Source organism: Abyssibius alkaniclasticus (assembly GCF_020447305.1).
In the GTDB taxonomy this organism is placed as follows: domain Bacteria; phylum Pseudomonadota; class Alphaproteobacteria; order Rhodobacterales; family Rhodobacteraceae; genus Abyssibius; species Abyssibius alkaniclasticus.
In genome coordinates this window covers 2,359,315-2,377,328 of sequence record NZ_CP095732.1, presented here as the reverse complement: position 1 = coordinate 2,377,328, position 18,014 = coordinate 2,359,315, and the positions used below count along the sequence as shown (strand labels likewise).

The following is an 18,014-nucleotide window of genomic DNA, read 5'->3' as shown; positions in this document are numbered from 1 at the left end:
GCTTGCAACATGCGCGCCATGTTACGCAAACTCTATGACCGCACCTTGCTTTTGGCCGAACACCGCCATGCCCTCTGGCTTCTGGCGCTGGTCGCCTTTGTGGAAAGCTCGGTCTTTCCCATTCCGCCCGATGTGCTGCTGATTCCCATCATTCTGGCCCGTCCGCATATGGCGTTTCGCATTGCGGCGATCTGCACGGTCTCATCGGTGGCCGGTGGCGCGCTTGGCTATGCGATTGGCGCAATGCTGTTTGATACGGTCGGCCAGCCGGTGCTGGCCTTTTACGGAATGGAAGCGAAGTTCGACACGTTCCGCAGCAGTTTCAACGAGAACGGCGCGCTGGCGGTGCTGTTTGCGGGCATTACGCCCTTTCCCTACAAGGTGATCACAATCCTGTCAGGCGCGACCGACCTCAACTTCGCAGCCTTTATGGGCTATAGCCTTATCGCCCGCGCAGCGCGGTTCTTTATTGTCGCCGCCCTGTTGTGGAAATTTGGCCCACCGATTAAAACCTTCATCGAAAAGCGGCTTGGGCTGATGTTTACCATCGCCTGTGTGCTGCTGATTGGTGGATTCATGGCGGTAAAATACTTATGAAAACTTGGCAGAAAACAGCAATGGTTGCGGCGGGCGGCTCGGCAGCGCTGCTTGGCGGCGCTCTGGCTTTTCAGTTTCTGGGGGGGTATGCGCCGTGCAAGCTATGCATCTGGCAACGCTGGCCGCATGGCATAGCCATTGCGCTTGGCCTGCTGCTGGTGCTGGTGCCGCTGCGCAGCCTGTCGTTGCTGGCCGCATTGGTTGTGGCCGTGGGTGCCACGATTGGCGGCTATCACGCCGGGGTTGAATGGGGCATTTTTGCTGGGCCGGATACCTGCACATCCAGCCCGATCGATGGCATGAGCGTAGGCGATTTGCTTGCCCAGATCGAAGCCGCGCCGGTTGTGCGCTGTGACGAGATTGTCTGGAGCCTGCTTGGCCTGTCAATGGCCGGATGGAACGCGCTTTTCTCTGCTGCACTTGTCGTGCTGTGGCTGCGCGCCTTTGTGCAAGCCCGCCGCGCCTAGGCGTCCAGCTCCGCATCCCAATACAAATAGTCCATCCAGCTTACATGCAAATGGTTGGGCGGAAACTTGCGGCCCGTGTTTTTCAGCTCTTCGGTTTCGGGCTGGCGCGGGGCGCGGCGCAGGCGCATTCCGGCGCGCGACAGCGTTTTGGACCCCTTGTGCAGGTTGCACGGCCCGCAGGCAGCCACCACGTTCTGCCATGTGGTTTTGCCACCTCGGGCGCGTGGAATGACATGGTCAAAGGTCATCTCGCCCTTGGCGCCGCAATACTGGCAGGTAAACTCGTCGCGCAAGAACAGGTTGAAGCGCGTAAAGGCCGCCACGCGCGCAGGCTTTACAAAGTCGCGCAGCACCACAACCGAGGGCAGGCGGAAGGTTGTGCTGGGCGAATGCACATATTCATCGTATTGCGCGATCACATCGACCCGGTCCAGCACCACGGCTTTCACCGCCTCCTGCCAGGGCCAAAGCGACAGCGGCAAATAGGAAAGCGGGCGGTAATCAGCATTCAGCACCAATGCCGGATGATGATGCAGGCCCGGCCCCTGCCGGACAAAATTGGCAATATGCGCTTGTTGCATCGCGCAACCTCATATCTTGCGGTTGCCAGCCGCGGCCCGGGGTAAGCCCCGTGCCGCAACTATATATTGCCCAATGAAGCTGACAAGCCCCTAGATGGTGACATTAATTTGACGGTTGCGGCAGCGTCACACCCAGTTTCTGCGCGGCAAATTGCAAACACAGGCCCAGACCGTCGGGCGCGATCCCGTGGCCCATGCCTTTGGAAATATGGGTATAGGTTTCAAACCCGGCAGCAACCAGCGCATCGGCGGCCTCGGGCAGGCTGCTTGGCGGCACCATCTGGTCTGCATCGCCATGCACCAGCAGAACCGGCGGGCGCACCCTGGCCGCGGCGGCCAGTTTTTCCGGCGCCAGCAAGCGCCCCGAAAACCCGACCACGCCGGCCACGGCGGTATCGCGGCGCGGCAGCACATCCAGCGCCATCATCGTGCCCTGGGAAAACCCAACAATTACAGTGCGTTCCGGTGCAACTTCGGCAAATTGCGCATCAAGATAAGCATTCAGCGCCTCAACCGCCCGCGCCTGCCCTGCCCGGGCCATTTCCTCGCTTGAACCATCAAGCCAGGGGATAGGAAACCACTGATAGCCCATCGGGTTGTTGATGCAGCGTTCCGGCGCATTGGGGGCCAGAAACCGCGTATTGGGCAGATAGGCGCCAAGCTGGTCGCTCAGCCCCAGCAGATCGGCCCCATCGGCACCATAGCCGTGTAAAAAGATGATCTGGCCGTTCGCCTTGCCCGATTTTGCGCCCTTTTGCGGCCCTGTTAAGCTCATGCACCAATTCCTTCGCGGTTTTTCATCACATGGTAATACGACCACAAGGCCCGCGCCGCAACCGAGCGCCACGGCGACCAGGGCTCGGCCAGTTTGCGCAACTCCCGTTCGGTTGGCCGCGCGGGCAGATCAAACAACATGCGCGCTGATTCCTGCAAGGCAAGGTCGCCCGCCGCCAGCACATCGGCATGGCCCAGCGAGAATTTGGCGTAAATTTCAGCCGTCCACACACCAATGCCCTTGATTCGCACGAGCGTGGCTATCACCTCATCGCTTGGCATCTGGCGCAAGGCTGCAAAATCGACCCCGGCTTGCGCAAGCGCCAGCGCATAGCCTGCCTTCTGGCGCGAAAGCCCGGCGGCGCGCAGGCTTTCCACATCCATTTGCGCCACGGCTTTCGCCTCTGTTGCCCCGGCCGCCTCGAGCCGCGCCCAAACCCCCGCCGCCGCCGCAACCGAGATTTGCTGGCTGACAATCGCGCGCAGCAATGCGCTAAACCCACCTTCGCGCAGGCGCAGGGGCAGCGGGCCGGTTTCAAGCAATGCAAGCGCAAAACGTGGCTCGCACGCGGCCAGCCAGGCCGCACCTTCGGCCACATCCGCCTCTGTTTCTATCAAATTCATTGCCCTGCCCTGCTGTTTTCGATTGCACCCGCCGCGCCACCTTTTACAAGATCTTCATGGAAAATACAGCCGCAGCCGAAAACCACCAGCGCGCCAGGCGCAATGTCAGCGTTCTTGTCGCCTGTCAGGCGATTCTGGGCGCGCAAATGCCCATTCATTTCCTGTTTGGCGGGCTGGCCGGGCAGATGCTGGCAACCAACAAATGCTTCGCCACCCTGCCCATTTCAATGACTGTGCTGGCCTCGATGCTTTCGGCCCCGATCATGTCGGGCATCATGCAGAATCAGGGCCGCCGCTTTGGCTTTGTGCTGGGCGCGCTTAGCGGGGCTATCGGGGCCGGGGTTTCGGTAATCGGGCTTTACTACGGCTCGTTCCCGCTGTTTCTGGCAGGCGCATTCCTCACCGGCATCTACATGTCGGCCCAGGGGTTTTACCGTTTTGCAGCAACCGACACCGCGTCTGACAGCTTCAAACCCAAGGCGATTTCCTGGGTCATGGCGGGCGGGCTGGTTTCGGGCATTCTTGGCCCGCAGCTTGCCAAGGTCAGCAATGAGGCGATTGTCGGCATTCCTTTTGCCGGGGCCTATATGGTGATGATCGGGCTGAACCTGATCGGGTTGATCCTGTTCTTTGCGCTCGACATTCCCAAACCGCCCCGCGCGCAGCCGGGTGACGCGCGCGGCCGCTCGCGCGTGCAGCTGCTGCGCAGCCCGCGCATTGTTGTGGCGATGATTTGCGCAATGGTCGCCTATGCGCTGATGAATCTGGTCATGACCTCGACACCGCTTGCCGTGGTTGGCAGCGGTTACACAAAGGCCCAGTCCGCCGATATTGTCATGGGCCATGTGCTGGCAATGTTCGCGCCAAGCTTCTTTACCGGCCATCTTATCGCGCGTTTCGGGGTTGAAAGAATAATTGCCACCGGCCTTGGCATTCTGATGGTGGCGGGCATTGTGGCGCTGTCGGGCGTGGCGCTGATGAATTTTTATGGTGCGCTAATACTGCTCGGCTTGGGGTGGAACTTCGGCTTTATCGGCGCCACAGCCATGCTTGCCGCCGCCCATACGCCAGCCGAAAGGGGGCGCGTGCAGGGGATGAATGACTTTGCGGTATTTGGCATGGTCACGCTCGCCTCGCTGGCCTCGGGCGGACTGATGAACTGTTCCGGCGGCTCGTCGCAAACCGGGTGGAACGCGGTCAATATCGCCATGATCCCCTTCCTCATTCTGGCTTTCGGTGCGCTGATCTGGCTGGTCGTCAGCCAAAAGCGCGCCATTCCGGCGCAACTCGAAGACTCAACCACGCCTACCAGCGGCCTGTAGTTGCACAAACTAGAGGTTGTCCAGTTTCTCGATCGCCTTCTCAAGAGCAGCAACTGCGAGGGCTGCCTCATCAGTTTCATCTCCGGCTTCTACGATTGTTGCGATTGCATCACGCAGAATAGAACAAACAGAAGAAGTAGTCGCACGATTCAAGTATGGACCGGGTGGCGGCAGTTTTTCAGCCGGCGCGCAGGGTGCATTAGGATAGGCGCAATCGCCCGTTGAAACTTCTGCTACTCGTCCGCCATTCTCGCCAAAATATGCGGCGATATCGTGTTGCTTATCGCCTCTGGCAAGCATTCCCTTTACAATAGTTGTTTCCACATAGTTGAACGCCATTTTTTTCTCCGCTTACTATTAAAAATAGAATAGTAAATACGAATAACAAGAACGATGTCAAAATATTACTACCAGCGGCCTGTAGTTGCGCGCAGCATCAACCCCGCGCGGCGCTTAAACTCCGAACCCGCCCAGGGCACCTGCAAGCAGCGCTGCGGCTGGGCCAAAGCCGCGCTCAGCGGGCCATTGGCCCGCCACCCGGCCAGCAAGGCCGGGCGTGCCGCAAGCGGCACGGCGCGGCGCTTTGAGCGGGCGGTGCGCAGCAGCTCGCGCCCTTGCCCAGCCAGTGCGCGCAAAGTTTCAACATCATCCTCTTTGGTCAGCGGGTTACGCCCCGCGGCGATGAGACTGGGCAGGGCGACAATCAGGTTTGCAACACCCAGGCCTGTTCCGAATGTTGTCGCAACCTTGTTATCGGGCGCGCCAAGTGCGGCTGCGGCCAGCGCCATCAGCCCGCCGGATGTGGCTTCGCAATAGGCAAGCAGCGCATCCAGATCGGCGAAACGCTCGCTATAAATATCATGGCGGCGGGCTTCGATCAGCGCAGAAAAACGGGCTTGCGGCAGATCATGCGCCCTGATGACTTCGGCCAGCGGCATCACAACCTCATGCGCGCGCGCAGGCTTGCCCGCATAAATCTCGTCTATCGCATCGGCCCACCATTGCAGGCGGATTTCGTTGATCCCCGGCTCGGGTGAAACCCAGGGCGCGCGCGCCACTTCAAGGTTGAAGGCGTAAAGCGTCAGCAGTCTACCGCGCGCTTCAACCGGCGCTGTCATCGCGCTTGAAAAGCGGTCGGGGTCGCCTTTGGAAACCAGTACGGCGCAGGCATCAAGGCTCATGCCGGGGCCACACCGTCATGGATCAGCTTCCAGACAATGGCCTCGGTCAGCGCCTGAAAGCTGGCATCGACGATATTGGCCGACACGCCCACTGTCGTCCAACTATTGCCCTTGCTATCGGCGCAGTCGATCAACACGCGGGTCACCGCCTCGGTGCCGCCATTGGTAATGCGCACCTTGAAATCGACCAGATGAAAATCGTCGATATGCGCCTGATAGGGGCCAAGGTCTTTGCGCAGGGCCAGCGCCAGCGCGTTCACCGGCCCCTGGTCGGCATCATCCTCGGCGGCATGGCTTTCCGAGGCGGATATCACCCGCTCGCCCGCGATTTTTGCGACGACCACGGCTTCAGACACAGTGACCATACGGCGCAACGCATTCTGGCGGCGCTCGACCGTTACGCGATAGCGTTCAATTTCAAAGAATACCGGAAGCTGGCCCAGCACATCGCGCGCCAGAAGCTCGAAGCTGGCATCGGCCCCGTCATAGGCATAGCCCTGGTCTTCGCGCGCCTTCACCTGCCGCAGGATTTCGGCCAAGGCCGGGTCTGTGTCCGCCACCTCAATCCCCGCCCCTGCCAGCCGCGCGCGCAGGTTGGACTGGCCCGCCTGGTTGGACATCGGCACAAAGCGGCGGTTGCCAACCACATCGGGCGGCACATGTTCGTAAGTCTCAGGCGCTTTCAGAATGGCACTGGCATGAAGTCCCGATTTATGGGTGAAAGCCGCCGCGCCCACATAGGCCGCGTGGCGGTTGGGCAGGCGGTTGAGCATATCATCGAGCTGGCGGGAAATGCGCGTCAGGCTGGCAAGTGCGTCCAGCGAAACGCCGGTCTCATACTTACTGGCATAGGGTTCCTTGAGCAGCAGCGTCGGGATCAGCGCGGTCAGATTGGCATTGCCGCAGCGTTCGCCCAGGCCGTTCAGCGTGCCCTGAACCTGCCGCACCCCCGCATCGACCGCCGCGAGCGTGTTGGCCACGGCGTTTTCGGTGTCGTTATGGGTGTGGATGCCAAGGTTTTCACCCGGAATCCCCGCCGCGATCACCGCCTTTGTGATGGCGGCAATCTCATGCGGCAGCGCGCCGCCATTGGTATCGCATAACACGATCCAGCGCGCCCCGGCCTCATAGGCGGCTTTCAGGCAGTCCAGCGCATAATCGGGGTTGGCTTTATAGCCGTCGAAGAAATGTTCGGCATCGAACAAAGCCTCGCGGCCCTTGCCGGCCAGATGCGCGAAGGATTCGGAAATCGCCGCAAGGTTTTCATCGAGTGTGACCCCAAGCGCGGTGGTGACATGGTAATCATGCGCCTTGCCCACAAGGCAGACGGCGGGGGTGTCGGCATCCAGCACGGCGGCCAGAACATCGTCATTCGCAGCAGACCGCCCTGCCCGCTTGGTCATGCCAAAGGCGGTATGGCGGGCATGGTTCAGTTTCGGGGGCGCGGCGAAATACTCGCTATCGGTCGGATTGGCACCGGGCCAGCCGCCTTCCACATAATCAATGCCAAGCGTGTCGAGCATTCTGGCAATGCGCCGCTTGTCATCGGCTGAGAAGTCGACACCCTGGGTTTGCTGCCCATCGCGCAAGGTGGTGTCAAACAGGTAAAGGCGGGTGCGGGTCATAACGCCACCGTGGCGCTGACCGATGCCCCATAACCCACGCCGCCCCGGGCTTGACCCGGGGCCTCGCTGCTTGCGCGCAAAGGGTCGAGGTCCCGGGTCAAGCCCGGGACGGCATAGCACCCAGAGGCCCAAATGGTCGGGCTCTTGGCCCGGCCAGCGCCCGAACCGCCCCCCCGGGGCGGGCGCTTCACGCCCTCCCCGTCGGTTCGGGCGCTGGCCTGTTGTGGTATGTAGGTCATAGTTTGATCTCTTTTAGAGCAGTTATATCGAACTCGGAGAGCACCTCAGCATGTGGCCCCTCGGTTCCGATCTTCAATTTCAGCCCTGCTTGTTCTAGCTGTTGTTTAATCTTGTCGGCATTTTTGAAGTCTTTTGCGTTTCTCAACTCCTGCCATCGCAGGAGATATGGCGAAAGTTCGCGCGAATACAGTCCCTGACTGCCGCTCGCTGAAGTGCCCGTAAGATCAACAGCGATTGTTCGAAACCAATCGACTTCATTTCCTGACGGGAAGCCTAACAAATCCATGGCAGCTCTTAGTGGTGCTGGTGAAAGCCGCACCATCTCATCCAGAACTGCGGCTGTATTTAGATCATCGCCAAGTAAATACTCAATGCGAGAAGGCACAACGCCCGATTTTACACCGTCGGTTTTCCGATACCAGCCAGCAAGACGCTTCTCAGCCTCAGCACGTTTCTTCTCCGTCCAATCCATCGGCTTCCTGTAATGCGTCTGCAAGAACACAAACCGGATCACCTCGCCCGGCACGCCTTTGTCCAGCAAATCGCGCACGGTGAAGAAATTGCCAAGGGATTTGGACATTTTCTTGCCCTCGACCTGCAACATCTCGTTATGCAGCCAGTATCGGGCCATTTCATCTGTGTGGTTCGCCGCGCAGCTTTGGGCGATTTCGTTCTCGTGGTGGGGGAATTGCAGATCCAGCCCGCCGCCATGAATGTCAAACGTCTCACCCAGCAGCGCCCTGGCCATTGCCGAGCATTCGATATGCCAGCCGGGGCGGCCACGGCCCCAGGGGCTATCCCAGCCCGGCAGATCATCGGTCGAGGGTTTCCACAGCACGAAATCCATCGGGTTTTGCTTGTAGGGTGCCACCTCGACCCGCGCGCCGGCAATCATATCATCAACCGAACGGCCCGAAAGTTTGCCGTAATGCGCACGCCAGCTATCGACCGCGAACAGCACATGGCCTTCGGCCTCATAGGCATGGCCTGCGGCGATCAGCCTCGCAATCATCTCCTTCATCTGCCCGACATAGGCCGTGGCGCGGGGCATCTGGTTTGGCGCCAGCGCGCCGATTGCGGCCATGTCCTCCAGATACCACTGGGTTGTTTCCGCCGTAATCTCGCCAATGTTGCGCCCGCTTTCGGCCGCACGCGCATTGATCTTGTCATCGATATCGGTGAAATTGCGCACATAGGTGACATGGGCTTCGCCGTAGGTATGGCGCAGCAGGCGATACAGGACATCAAACACCACAACGGGCCGCGCATTGCCCAGATGCGCACGGTCATAGACCGTGGGGCCGCAGACATACATGCGCACGTTTTTCGCATCCAGCGGCACAAACGGGCGTTTCTTGCGGGCCTTGGTGTCGTAAAGCGTGATCGTCATAGCCTATCCTGCGCGTTGCGCGGCGGGCTGGCATTTTCATCTGGAAATACGAGAACCGCCGCTAAAACCTAGCGGGTAATGCAGATGCAAATAATGCAGGTTGCGGTTCCCATAGCCCGCTTATGCGCTGGCGCGCGCCCGAAATCAATAGCCGCCGTGTGCGGTGCGATTTTTCTTGCTAGGCGCGTGCGAATCTGCGTGAAATTATCGGGCATAATTTCACGGGGCGGGCCATGAACGCTGTTTCGCCATCGCAGTCACTTGGGGCCGATCTGCGCACCTTGCGCAAATCGCGCGGTGTGACTTTGGTCGATCTGGCGGCAACGCTGGGCCGTTCGGTTGGCTGGATCAGCCAGGTGGAGCGCGATATCTCCAGCCCATCAATCGAAGACCTGCGCCGCTTTGCCAGTGCCTTTGGCGTGCCGCTCTCCATGTTCTTCGGCCAATCCACCGCCCCTGCGGGCGAGGCTGGCTTCGTGGTGCGCGCCGGGGCGCGGCGGCCCATTGGCTCGGGCGAGGCGGGGTTGATCGAGGAACTCCTCTCTCCCGACCTGACCGATGATTTCGAGGTTGTGCGCTCTACCTTCCTGCCCGGCTCGTTGCTGCCCGAATTCCAGACGCGCGCCACGCAAGAGGTGGGCTATCTGGTCTCCGGGCGGCTAACGGTGTGGATTGGCGCGCATGAATTCCACCTGAACCCCGGCGACAGCTTTCGCATTCGCGGCGAGCCACACCGCTGGGCCAACCCCCATGATGCGCCCGCCGTGGCGATCTGGGTCATTTCACCGCCGGTTTATTGATGGAGGGAAATATGCACAAAGGGTCCTGCCTTTGCGGCGCGGTTACGTTTGAAACCACCGGCCCGCTGCGCCCATCGGTTGCCTGCCATTGCACGCAATGCCGAAAGGTTTCCGGCCATTACTGGAGCGCAACCTCGGTGCCCAAAGAGGCGCTGAGCATAACGCGCGCCGATGGGCTGAAATGGTATCGCTCCTCAGCCAAGGCGCAGCGCGGCTTTTGCGGGCAATGCGGCGCAACCCTGTTCTGGAAGCCCGAGGACGAGCCGCGCATGTCTATTTCCAGCGGCGCGTTCGACGGGCCAACCGGCATGACCACCGCCAAGCATATCTATTGCGCGGACAAGGGCGATTATTACGATATCGAGGATGGCGTGCCATGCAGCTAATCGCTTCCTGCCTGTGCGGGGCAAACCGCTTTGCGCTGGAAGGTGCTGCGCAAGGCATCATCGCCTGTCATTGCAGCCAGTGCCGCAAGACATCGGGGCATTATGCGGCATCGCTTGATGTGGCGGGCATTCGCTGGCAGGCGCGCGCTGCTGTTGGTGAGTATGCAAGCGCCGGTGGCGGCACGCGCGGCTTTTGCACAAGCTGCGGCAGCAGCCTCTATTTTCGCGCGCCCGATGGTGCGATTTCGGTCGAAGCGGGCGCAATCGACGGGCCGACGGGGCGCAAGCTTTCAGCGCATATCTATTGCGCCAACACGGGCGACTACTACAGGATTCCGGCCAACGAAACGCAGCATTCCGGGGCAGGCCATGTTTGAAACCCTGCTCGCAATGGATGGATTGACCATTGCCACCTTTCTGGGGGCAGGCATTTTGCTGAACCTGACCCCGGGGGCCGATGTGCTGTTTGCCACGGCCAGTGGCATGGCGGGGGGCTGGCGCGCGGGCATTGCGGCGGCCGTTGGCATTGGCCTTGGCAGCCTTGCGCATGTGGCGCTGGCGGTTGTGGGCGTTTCGGCTGTCATCATCGCCCTGCCCTATGGCTATGACATATTGCGCTATGCGGGGGCGGCCTATCTGCTGGTGCTGGCCTGGCAAAGCTGGCACGCCCGACCCGAGGCCGCTGCACGGGGCCGCGCGCGGCTTTGGCCTGCCCTGCGGCGCGGGTTTCTGACCAATTTGCTGAACCCCAAGGTGGCGCTGTTCATCATGGCGCTACTGCCGCAATTCACAGCGCCCGAGGCCGGGCCGATCTGGCAACAAATGCTTTGGCTGGGGCTGATCTTTACCGCCACCGGGCTGATAATCACCAGCGGCTATGGCGCTCTGGCCGGGCTGTTCGGCGGGGCGTTGCGCACCCGGATGCGGCTGATGAACCGGCTCTCCTCACTCATTTTCGGCGGGCTTGCAGCCCGTCTGGCATTCAACTGAAAGGCGCAGATATGAGCGATTTCCCAACAACGGCACGGGTTGTTATCATTGGCGGCGGCGCGGTTGGCACATCGTCGCTTTACCATCTGGCCAAGGCGGGGTGGACCGATTGCGTGCTGCTTGAAAAGAACGAGTTGACCGCGGGCAGCACATGGCACGCGGCGGGCAATGTGCCCACATTTTCAACCAGTTGGTCGATCATGAACATGCAGCGCTATTCAACCGAGCTTTACCGTGGCCTGGGCGAGGCGGTGGATTACCCGATGAACTACCATGTTACCGGCTCTGTCCGGCTGGCGCATTCGCGCGCGCGGATGCAGGAATTCCAGCGCGCCCGTGGCATGGGCCAGTATCAGGGCATGAAGCTTGAAATTCTGGGTGTTGACGAAATTCAGGCGAAATACCCCTTTCTTGAAACACACGATCTGCAAGGCGCGCTCTATGACCCGGCCGATGGCGATATCGACCCCGCGCAGCTAACCCAGGCTCTGGCCAAGGGCGCACGCGATATGGGGGCGAAGATTTTGCGCTTCACCCCCGCCACCGGCGTTTCGCGCGACAACGGCGAATGGATCGTGCATACCGAAAAGGGCGATATCCGTTGTGAATATGTTGTCAATGCCGCTGGCTATTACGCGCAGCGCGTGGGCGAATGGTTCCGCCCCTATGGTGGCCGCCGTGTGCCGATGATGGTGATGAGCCACCAGTATCTGCTAAGCGAGGAAATTCCCGAAATTGCAGCCTGGAGCGCGGAACATGGCAAGAAGCTTCCGCTGCTGCGGGATGTCGATGTGTCCTACTACCTCCGCCAGGAAAAGACCGGCTTCAACCTTGGCCCATACGAGCGGAATTGCAAAGCCCATTGGGCCGACCCGAACGACCCGATGCCCGAGGATTTCAGCTTTCAACTCTATCCCGATGACCTTGACCGGCTAGAAAGCTATATCGAAGATGCGATGGCGCGCGTGCCGCTGCTGGGCTCGGCGGGCATTTCCAAGGTAATCAACGGCCCAATTCCCTATGCGCCCGATGGCAACCCGCTGATTGGCCCCATGCCCGGTGTGCCCAATGCCTTCGAGGCCTGCGTGTTCACCTTTGGCATTGCCCAGGGGGGCGGCGCGGGCAAGGTGCTGGCCGAATGGGTGACAGAGGGCGCCACCGAATGGGATATGTGGAGCTGCGACCCCCGCCGCTTTACCGGCTATGCCGACCACGACTATTGCGTGGCCAAGGGCAAAGAGGTTTACGGCCACGAATACGGAATGCACTTTCCCCATGCGCGCTGGCCAGCCGGGGCAGACAAACGCCTTTCCACGCTCCATTCGCGCCTTGCCGATGCGGGGGCGCAATTCGGCGCCTATAACGGCTGGGAACGTGCCAACTGGTTTGCCAGACCCGGCGATGACACAGGCTGGGACGCAACCCAGACATGGGGCCGCAACGGCCCTTGGGCGCCGCGCATCAAGGAAGAATGCGAAGCCGTGCGCGATGGCTGCGGTGTGCTGGCCATTTCAGGCTTCAGCCGCCTTCAGGTGCAGGGGCCGGGCGCGCGCGCCTATGTCGACAGCCTCACCGCCTCGGCCCTGCCACGCGCTGGGCGCATCGGGCTGGCCTATTTCCCCGACAGGCGGGGCCGGATCATGACCGAAATGTCGGTCATGGTGCATGGCGATGACCATGTCGGGCTGATCACCGCTGGCACCGCGCAATGGCATGATGGCGAGCTTTTGTCGCGCAATGCACCAAAGGGCATTGTGGTTTCCGACCATAGCCATGTGGCCGAGTGCCTGCTTCTGACCGGCCCGAAAGCGCGCGATATCCTTGCACCGCTTACCGATGGCAACCTGAGCCTGCCCTGGCTTTCGGTGCAGGAGCATACCCATGTCGCCGATAAACCCTGTGCTTTGGTGCGGGTCTCTTTCGCGGGTGAATTGGGCTGGGAGCTGCATTGCGGGGTGGATGACGCCCCCGCCATCTGGGATGCGGTCACCGCCGCGGGTGCCAAACCCTTTGGCATGTTCGCGCTCAATTCCTTGCGGCTCGAAAAGGGCTATCGCGCCTGGAAGGGCGACCTTTCAAGCGATTACACCCTTTACCAGGGCGGGCTCGACCGGTTTGTGAAACTCGATAAAGCCGCCGACTTCCCCGGCAAGGCGGCGCTTGCCGCCGAATTCCAGCGCGGGCCGGGCAAGCGTTTTGTAACCCTGCTGGTCGAGGCCGGCGATGCCGATGCGCCCTATATGTCGACCCTCTGGCACGATGGTCAGGTCGTGGGCGAAACCACTTCGGGCGGCTGGGGCTACCGCGTGAACGGCTCGATCGCGCTTGGCATGGTGCGCGCCGATCTGGCGACACCCGGCACAGCACTCGAGGTTGATATCTATGGCCAGCGCTGCGCTGCCGTGGTTCAACCCGACCAACCGCTATGGGACCCTGCAAACGAAAGACTGCGCGCATGAAACTTTCCAACCGCATACTTGGCATCAACGGCCCCGCAGGCTCGGACGGCTGGGAAGTGTATTACCGTGCGCGCGAAATGAAGGCTGCCGGGCAAAAGGTGATCAACCTTACCGTGGGCGACCATGATGCACCAACCGACCCGGCCATCATTGCCGCACTGGCTGAAAGTGCGGCGGCGGGCCATACGCGCTACACCGCGGTGAACGGCACGCTGGAGTTGCGCAGCGCCATTGCGGCGCGGGTGCAGGAGCGCACGGGCATAGCGACGACGGCCGAAAATGTTGCCGTAACAAATGGCGGGCAAGCGGCATTGTTTTCCGCGCTCATGGCTTTGTGCGATACCGGCGATACCGCCCTGTTCATCGACCCTTACTACGCCACCTACCCCGGCACGATCCGCGCGGCTGGCGCCATTCCCCACGCCATTCCCGCACGCCCCGAAGACGGGTTCCAGCCCGATTTCGATGCGCTCGAAACCGTAGCGCCAAAGGCCAAATTGCTGCTGATCAACGCGCCCAACAACCCGACCGGCGTGGCCTATGGCCCCGAAACACTGGGGCGGATCGTTGAAATTTGCAAAAAACACGACCTGTGGCTGATCTCGGACGAGGTGTATGACACGCTGGACTGGCGCGGCAACTTCAAATCGGCCCGCGCCATGCCGGATATGGCTGAGCGCACAATCACCCTTGGCTCGCTGTCCAAAAGCCATGTTATGACCGGCTTTCGCCTTGGCTGGATGGTGGGGCCGGAGCCCGTGGCCACCGGCGTGATGAACCTGACCACCAACACCACCTATGGGCTGGCCGCCTTTGTGCAACAGGCCGGGCTTTACGCCATAACCAAGGGCAGTGACATTCAGGCCGCCAATGCCGCGCGCTACCGCGCCCGCGCCGAACTGGCCGTTAGGGCGTTCGAGGGGAGCAATATCATCACCCTCACCCCGCCCGATGGCGGCATGTTCGCCATGCTTGATGCCCGTGCCACCGGGCTTTCCGGGCAGGAATTTGCGCATAGATTGCTCGATGAAACCGGCATTGCGGTTATGCCGGGCGAAAGTTTCGGGCAATCGGCCGCCGGGCATGTGCGCGTGGCGCTGACGGTCGCGAATGATGAACTGGCCGATGCCTTGCAGCGCCTGCGCGCATTTGGCGAAGCTCTGGCGCAAGAAAAGGGTCGCAAACATGGCTGAAATTCCAACCAAGGCGCGTGCGGTAATTGTTGGCGGCGGGGTGGCGGGCTGCTCGGTCGCCTATCATCTGGCCAAGCTCGGCTGGAAAGACATTGTGCTGCTGGAACGCAAGCAACTGACCAGCGGCACCACCTGGCACGCGGCAGGGCTTATCGGGCAGTTGCGCAGTTCGGCAAATATGACCAAGCTCGCGAAATATACCCAAGAGCTGTATTTCGGGCTGGAGGCGGAAACCGGGCTGGCCACAGGCATCAAGCGCGTCGGTTCCATCTCGTTGGCGCTAAGCGATGAACGCCATGAAGAGCTGCTCCGCTCCGCCTCGATGGCGCGGGCCTTTGGCGTGGATGTTGAGGAAATTTCGCCGCAAGAGGCGCTGAACCGCTATCCGCATCTGAATATCGACGGGGTGAAGGGCGCGGTATTCATCCCGAAAGATGGCCAGTGCGACCCATCGAACGTGGCGCTGTCGCTGGCTAAAGGCGCGCGCATGAACGGTGCGCAGATTTTCGAGCATACCAAGGTGACGGGCGTGCATAAGCGCGGCAATCGCGTGTCCGGTGTCTCATGGGAAAATGCCACAGGGTCCGGCACGATCGAGGCGGATTTCGTGGTGAATTGTGCGGGCATGTGGGGACGCGACTTTGGGCGCATGGCGGGCGTCAACATTCCGCTTCAAGCGTGCGAACACTTCTACATCGTCTCACAAGCCATTGAAGGGCTTAATGATTTGCCGGTGCTGCGCGTGCCGGACGAATGCGCCTATTACAAGGTTGATGCCGGCAAGCTGATGCTGGGCGCATTCGAGCCGGTCGCCAAACCCTGGGCGGTGAACGGCATTCCCGATAATTTCGAGTTTGACCAACTGCCCGAAGATTTCGACCATTTCGAACCCATTCTGGAGGCTGCCTGCAACCGCGTGCCCTTGCTGGCCGAAGCGGGCATTCATACCTTCTTCAACGGGCCTGAAAGCTTCACGCCCGACAACGCCTATTACCTGGGCGAAGCGCCTGATCTGGCAGGGTTTTTCGTGGCGGCAGGTTTCAATTCCATCGGCATCCAGTCGGCCGGGGGTGCCGGGCATGTGCTGGCACAATGGATGGAAGATGGCGAGCGCCCGTTCGATCTGGGCGATGTCGATATATTGCGCGCGCAGAATTTCCAGTCAAATCAACGCTATCTGACCGCGCGCGTGACGGAATCGCTTGGCCTGCTCTATGCCGACCATTTCCCCTATCGCCAGAAGGCCACGGCGCGCGGTATCCGACGCACCCCGTTTCATGCACAACTGGCCGAACAGGGCGCGGTTTTTGGCGAAATTGGCGGCTGGGAGCGCGCAAATTGGTATGCGAATGCGGGGCAGGAACGCGCATACCGCTATTCATGGGGCCGCCAGAACTGGTTTGAGAATGCCGCCGCCGAACACCGCGCAGTGCGCACGAATATCGGGCTTTACGATATGTCGAGCTTCGGCAAGATCCGCGTCGAAGGGCCGGATGCCGAAGCCTTCATCAACTTTATCTCCGGCGCGCAAATGTCTGTTCCGGCAGGGAAAATCGTCTACACACAATTTCTGAACCACCGCGGCGGGATCGAGGCGGATGTGACCGTGACCCGCCTTTCCGAAACCGCCTATCTGGTGGTAACCCCCGCCGTAACCCGCCCGGCCGATATGGCCTGGATGCGCCGCCATAGCGGCAATTTCAACTTGGTCATAACCGATGTGACGGCGGGTGAAGCCGTGCTTGCCGTAATGGGGCCGAATGCGCGTGCCTTGATGGCCAAGGTTTCGCCCAATGATTTTTCTAATGAGTCCAACCCGTTTGGCACCGCGCAAGACATCGAGCTGGGCATGGGGCTGGCCCGTGCGCACCGTGTTTCCTATGTGGGCGAGTTGGGCTGGGAGCTGTATATATCGGCCGATATGGCGGCCCATGCCTTTGAAACCCTTTGGGAAGCCGGGCAGGATCTGGGCGCAAAACTTTGCGGAATGCATATGATGGATAGCTGCCGCATTGAAAAAGCCTATCGCCATTTTGGCCATGATATCAGCTGTGAAGACCACGTTCTTGAAGCCGGGCTTGGCTTTGCGGTGAAGACCGACAAGCCAGATTTCATTGGCCGCGATGCGGTGCTGCGCAAACGCGAAGCAGGCCTGTCCAAGCGCCTGTTGCAATTCAAGCTGAACGACCCCGAACCGCTGCTTTACCATCACGAGCCGATTTTGCGCGACGGTGAATTCGTCGGCTATACCTCCTCCGGCAATTATGGCCATACGCTTGGTGCGGCCATCGGCATGGGCTATGTGCCCTGCAAGGGGCAGTCTGCCGCCGAGGTTCTGGCCAGCCGCTATGAAATAGAGGTTGCAGGCCGCAGGATTAGCGCGACAGCCAGCCTCAAACCGATATATGATCCGAACAGCGAAAGAACCAAGGTGTAGCTATGCGCGATATTGGTAGTGATTTCAGAGCATTACACCGCAAAGGCAACCCGTTTGTGCTGGCCAATGCCTGGGATATTGGCAGCGCGCGGGTGCTGGCCGCATTGGGGGCCGAGGCGATTGCAACCTCGTCGGCCGCCCATGCCTTCACGCTTGGCTTGCCCGATGGCGGCTATGTCAGCCGCGATATTGCCCTTGCCCATGCGCAGGATCTGGTCGCCGCCACCAACCTGCCCGTGTCGGGTGATTTCGAGAATGGCTTTGGCCATAGCCCGGATGACTGCGCCGAAACCGTGCGCCTGGCCGCCGAGGTTGGGCTTGCGGGCATTTCCATTGAAGATGCCGCCCTGCCCGATGACCGCGCCTATGATTTCGACCACGCGGTCGAACGCATCCGCGCCGCCGCATCTGCCGCCCGCGCATTGCCGCGCGACTTTGTCCTTGTTGCCCGCGCCGATGGCATTTTGAACGGCCATTACGATACCGACGAGGCGCTGCGCCGTCTTTTGGCCTTTCAGGATGCCGGGGCCGACTGTCTTTATGCGCCCCTGCCGCCCGATATGGCAGCACTGGCCCGGCTGTGTGCCGCCGTCAAACTGCCGCTGAACGCGCTTGCCGCCGGCCCGTTTGCCGCCCATAGCCGCGAAGATTTTGCCGCCATCGGTATTGCGCGCATTTCGATTGGGGCTGCATTGGCGCGCGTCACCCACCATGCGCTGATTGAAGCCGCCACACCCATGCTGGCGGCGGGTGATTTTTCAAGGCTGCACCCCTCGGTGGGGGGCGCCACGGTCGAGGCTCTGCTGCAAAAAGGTGCCAAAAATGGTTGACCTTGATTGGATGACCGTGCTGTGCGAACGCACCATCGGGGCACGGCGCGGGCTTGCGGGGCGCGGCTCGCCCTGACCGCCTGATTTTGCCTACTGCGTTGGTTTCAATCAGGATTTT

18 protein-coding genes are annotated in these 18,014 nt (G+C 60.9%); 11 read left to right on the top strand and 7 right to left on the bottom strand.

The genetic code is table 11. The annotated features are described in order from the left end of the window. The first annotated feature begins 18 nt into the window (after positions 1–18). Together LGT41_RS11860 and LGT41_RS11855 are read left to right on the top strand one after the other, a co-directional pair. Complete coding sequence (locus LGT41_RS11860) at positions 19–597, top strand: YqaA family protein (RefSeq protein ID WP_274127092.1); 579 nt, start codon at positions 19–21, stop codon at positions 595–597. Further along, positions 594–1,064, top strand: a complete 471-nt coding sequence (locus tag LGT41_RS11855) for a disulfide bond formation protein B (protein WP_274127091.1) — start codon at positions 594–596, stop codon at positions 1,062–1,064. Before LGT41_RS11860 ends, LGT41_RS11855 begins: the two co-directional genes overlap by 4 nt. On the opposite strand, the gene LGT41_RS11850 is transcribed toward LGT41_RS11855, so the two are convergent. The 3 genes from LGT41_RS11850 to LGT41_RS11840 all read right to left on the bottom strand — a co-directional run bounded on the left by LGT41_RS11850 (position 1,061) and on the right by LGT41_RS11840 (position 3,043). Beyond that, a complete protein-coding gene (locus LGT41_RS11850; protein WP_274127090.1) occupies positions 1,061–1,645 on the bottom strand; it encodes an HNH endonuclease in 585 nt (194 codons plus the stop codon). The two genes, LGT41_RS11855 and LGT41_RS11850, sit on opposite strands and share 4 nt — an antisense overlap. Positions 1,646–1,748: 103 nt before the next feature. After that, positions 1,749–2,420 carry an alpha/beta hydrolase gene (locus LGT41_RS11845; RefSeq protein WP_274127089.1) on the bottom strand — a complete coding sequence of 224 codons (672 nt, stop codon included), beginning with the start codon at positions 2,418–2,420 and terminating at the stop codon, positions 1,749–1,751. After that, positions 2,417–3,043, bottom strand: a complete 627-nt coding sequence (locus tag LGT41_RS11840; protein WP_274127088.1) for a DNA-3-methyladenine glycosylase family protein — start codon at positions 3,041–3,043, stop codon at positions 2,417–2,419. The genes LGT41_RS11845 and LGT41_RS11840 overlap by 4 nt, the downstream gene beginning before the upstream one ends. A gap of 56 nt (positions 3,044–3,099) precedes the next feature. Between LGT41_RS11840 and LGT41_RS11835 the strand changes: the two genes are divergently transcribed. After that, positions 3,100–4,365: an MFS transporter gene (locus LGT41_RS11835; protein ID WP_274127087.1), complete on the top strand. Its 1,266-nt coding sequence runs from the start codon at positions 3,100–3,102 to the stop codon at positions 4,363–4,365. A gap of 9 nt (positions 4,366–4,374) precedes the next feature. Here the strand turns inward: LGT41_RS11835 and LGT41_RS11830 are convergent, their stop codons facing one another. From LGT41_RS11830 to cysS, 4 genes are all read right to left on the bottom strand, one after another. Then, positions 4,375–4,704 carry a hypothetical protein gene (locus LGT41_RS11830; RefSeq protein ID WP_274127086.1) on the bottom strand — a complete coding sequence of 110 codons (330 nt, stop codon included), beginning with the start codon at positions 4,702–4,704 and terminating at the stop codon, positions 4,375–4,377. Between the two features lie 68 nt (positions 4,705–4,772). After that, positions 4,773–5,546: a phytoene/squalene synthase family protein gene (locus LGT41_RS11825; protein WP_274127085.1), complete on the bottom strand. Its 774-nt coding sequence runs from the start codon at positions 5,544–5,546 to the stop codon at positions 4,773–4,775. Continuing rightward, positions 5,543–7,171 (bottom strand): citramalate synthase, encoded by a 1,629-nt coding sequence (gene cimA, locus LGT41_RS11820; protein WP_274127084.1) that lies wholly within the window; start codon positions 7,169–7,171, stop codon positions 5,543–5,545. Before cimA ends, LGT41_RS11825 begins: the two co-directional genes overlap by 4 nt. Before the next feature lie 235 nt (positions 7,172–7,406). Continuing rightward, positions 7,407–8,801, bottom strand: coding sequence for a cysteine--tRNA ligase (cysS, locus tag LGT41_RS11815; RefSeq protein WP_274127083.1), 1,395 nt, complete (start codon positions 8,799–8,801; stop codon positions 7,407–7,409). Positions 8,802–9,034: 233 nt separating this feature from the next. Here cysS and LGT41_RS11810 point away from each other — a divergent pair, with 233 nt between their 5' ends. Genes LGT41_RS11810 through LGT41_RS11775 form a run of 8 tightly spaced genes read left to right on the top strand, consistent with a single transcriptional unit; the run spans position 9,035 to position 17,896 of the window. Further along, entirely contained in the window at positions 9,035–9,601 is a 567-nt protein-coding gene (locus LGT41_RS11810; protein ID WP_274127082.1) for a helix-turn-helix domain-containing protein, read from the top strand. An 11-nt stretch (positions 9,602–9,612) separates the two neighbouring features. Continuing rightward, a complete protein-coding gene (locus tag LGT41_RS11805; RefSeq protein WP_274127081.1) occupies positions 9,613–9,987 on the top strand; it encodes a GFA family protein in 375 nt (124 codons plus the stop codon). Continuing rightward, positions 9,978–10,364, top strand: coding sequence for a GFA family protein (locus LGT41_RS11800; protein ID WP_274127080.1), 387 nt, complete (start codon positions 9,978–9,980; stop codon positions 10,362–10,364). The genes LGT41_RS11805 and LGT41_RS11800 overlap by 10 nt, the downstream gene beginning before the upstream one ends. Next, the gene (locus tag LGT41_RS11795; protein ID WP_274127079.1) at positions 10,357–10,977 is read left to right on the top strand and encodes a LysE family translocator; all 621 of its coding nucleotides are present in this window, start codon (positions 10,357–10,359) and stop codon (positions 10,975–10,977) included. Before LGT41_RS11800 ends, LGT41_RS11795 begins: the two co-directional genes overlap by 8 nt. Before the next feature lie 11 nt (positions 10,978–10,988). Then, positions 10,989–13,436 carry a GcvT family protein gene (locus LGT41_RS11790; RefSeq protein ID WP_274127078.1) on the top strand — a complete coding sequence of 816 codons (2,448 nt, stop codon included), beginning with the start codon at positions 10,989–10,991 and terminating at the stop codon, positions 13,434–13,436. Continuing rightward, on the top strand, positions 13,433–14,629 hold the full coding sequence (locus LGT41_RS11785) for a pyridoxal phosphate-dependent aminotransferase (RefSeq protein WP_274127077.1): 1,197 nt from the start codon (positions 13,433–13,435) through the stop codon (positions 14,627–14,629). Before LGT41_RS11790 ends, LGT41_RS11785 begins: the two co-directional genes overlap by 4 nt. After that, positions 14,622–17,066 carry a GcvT family protein gene (locus tag LGT41_RS11780; RefSeq protein ID WP_274127076.1) on the top strand — a complete coding sequence of 815 codons (2,445 nt, stop codon included), beginning with the start codon at positions 14,622–14,624 and terminating at the stop codon, positions 17,064–17,066. Before LGT41_RS11785 ends, LGT41_RS11780 begins: the two co-directional genes overlap by 8 nt. A gap of 2 nt (positions 17,067–17,068) precedes the next feature. Further along, positions 17,069–17,896, top strand: coding sequence for an isocitrate lyase/PEP mutase family protein (locus LGT41_RS11775; protein WP_274127075.1), 828 nt, complete (start codon positions 17,069–17,071; stop codon positions 17,894–17,896). Positions 17,897–18,014: the final 118 nt, after the last annotated feature.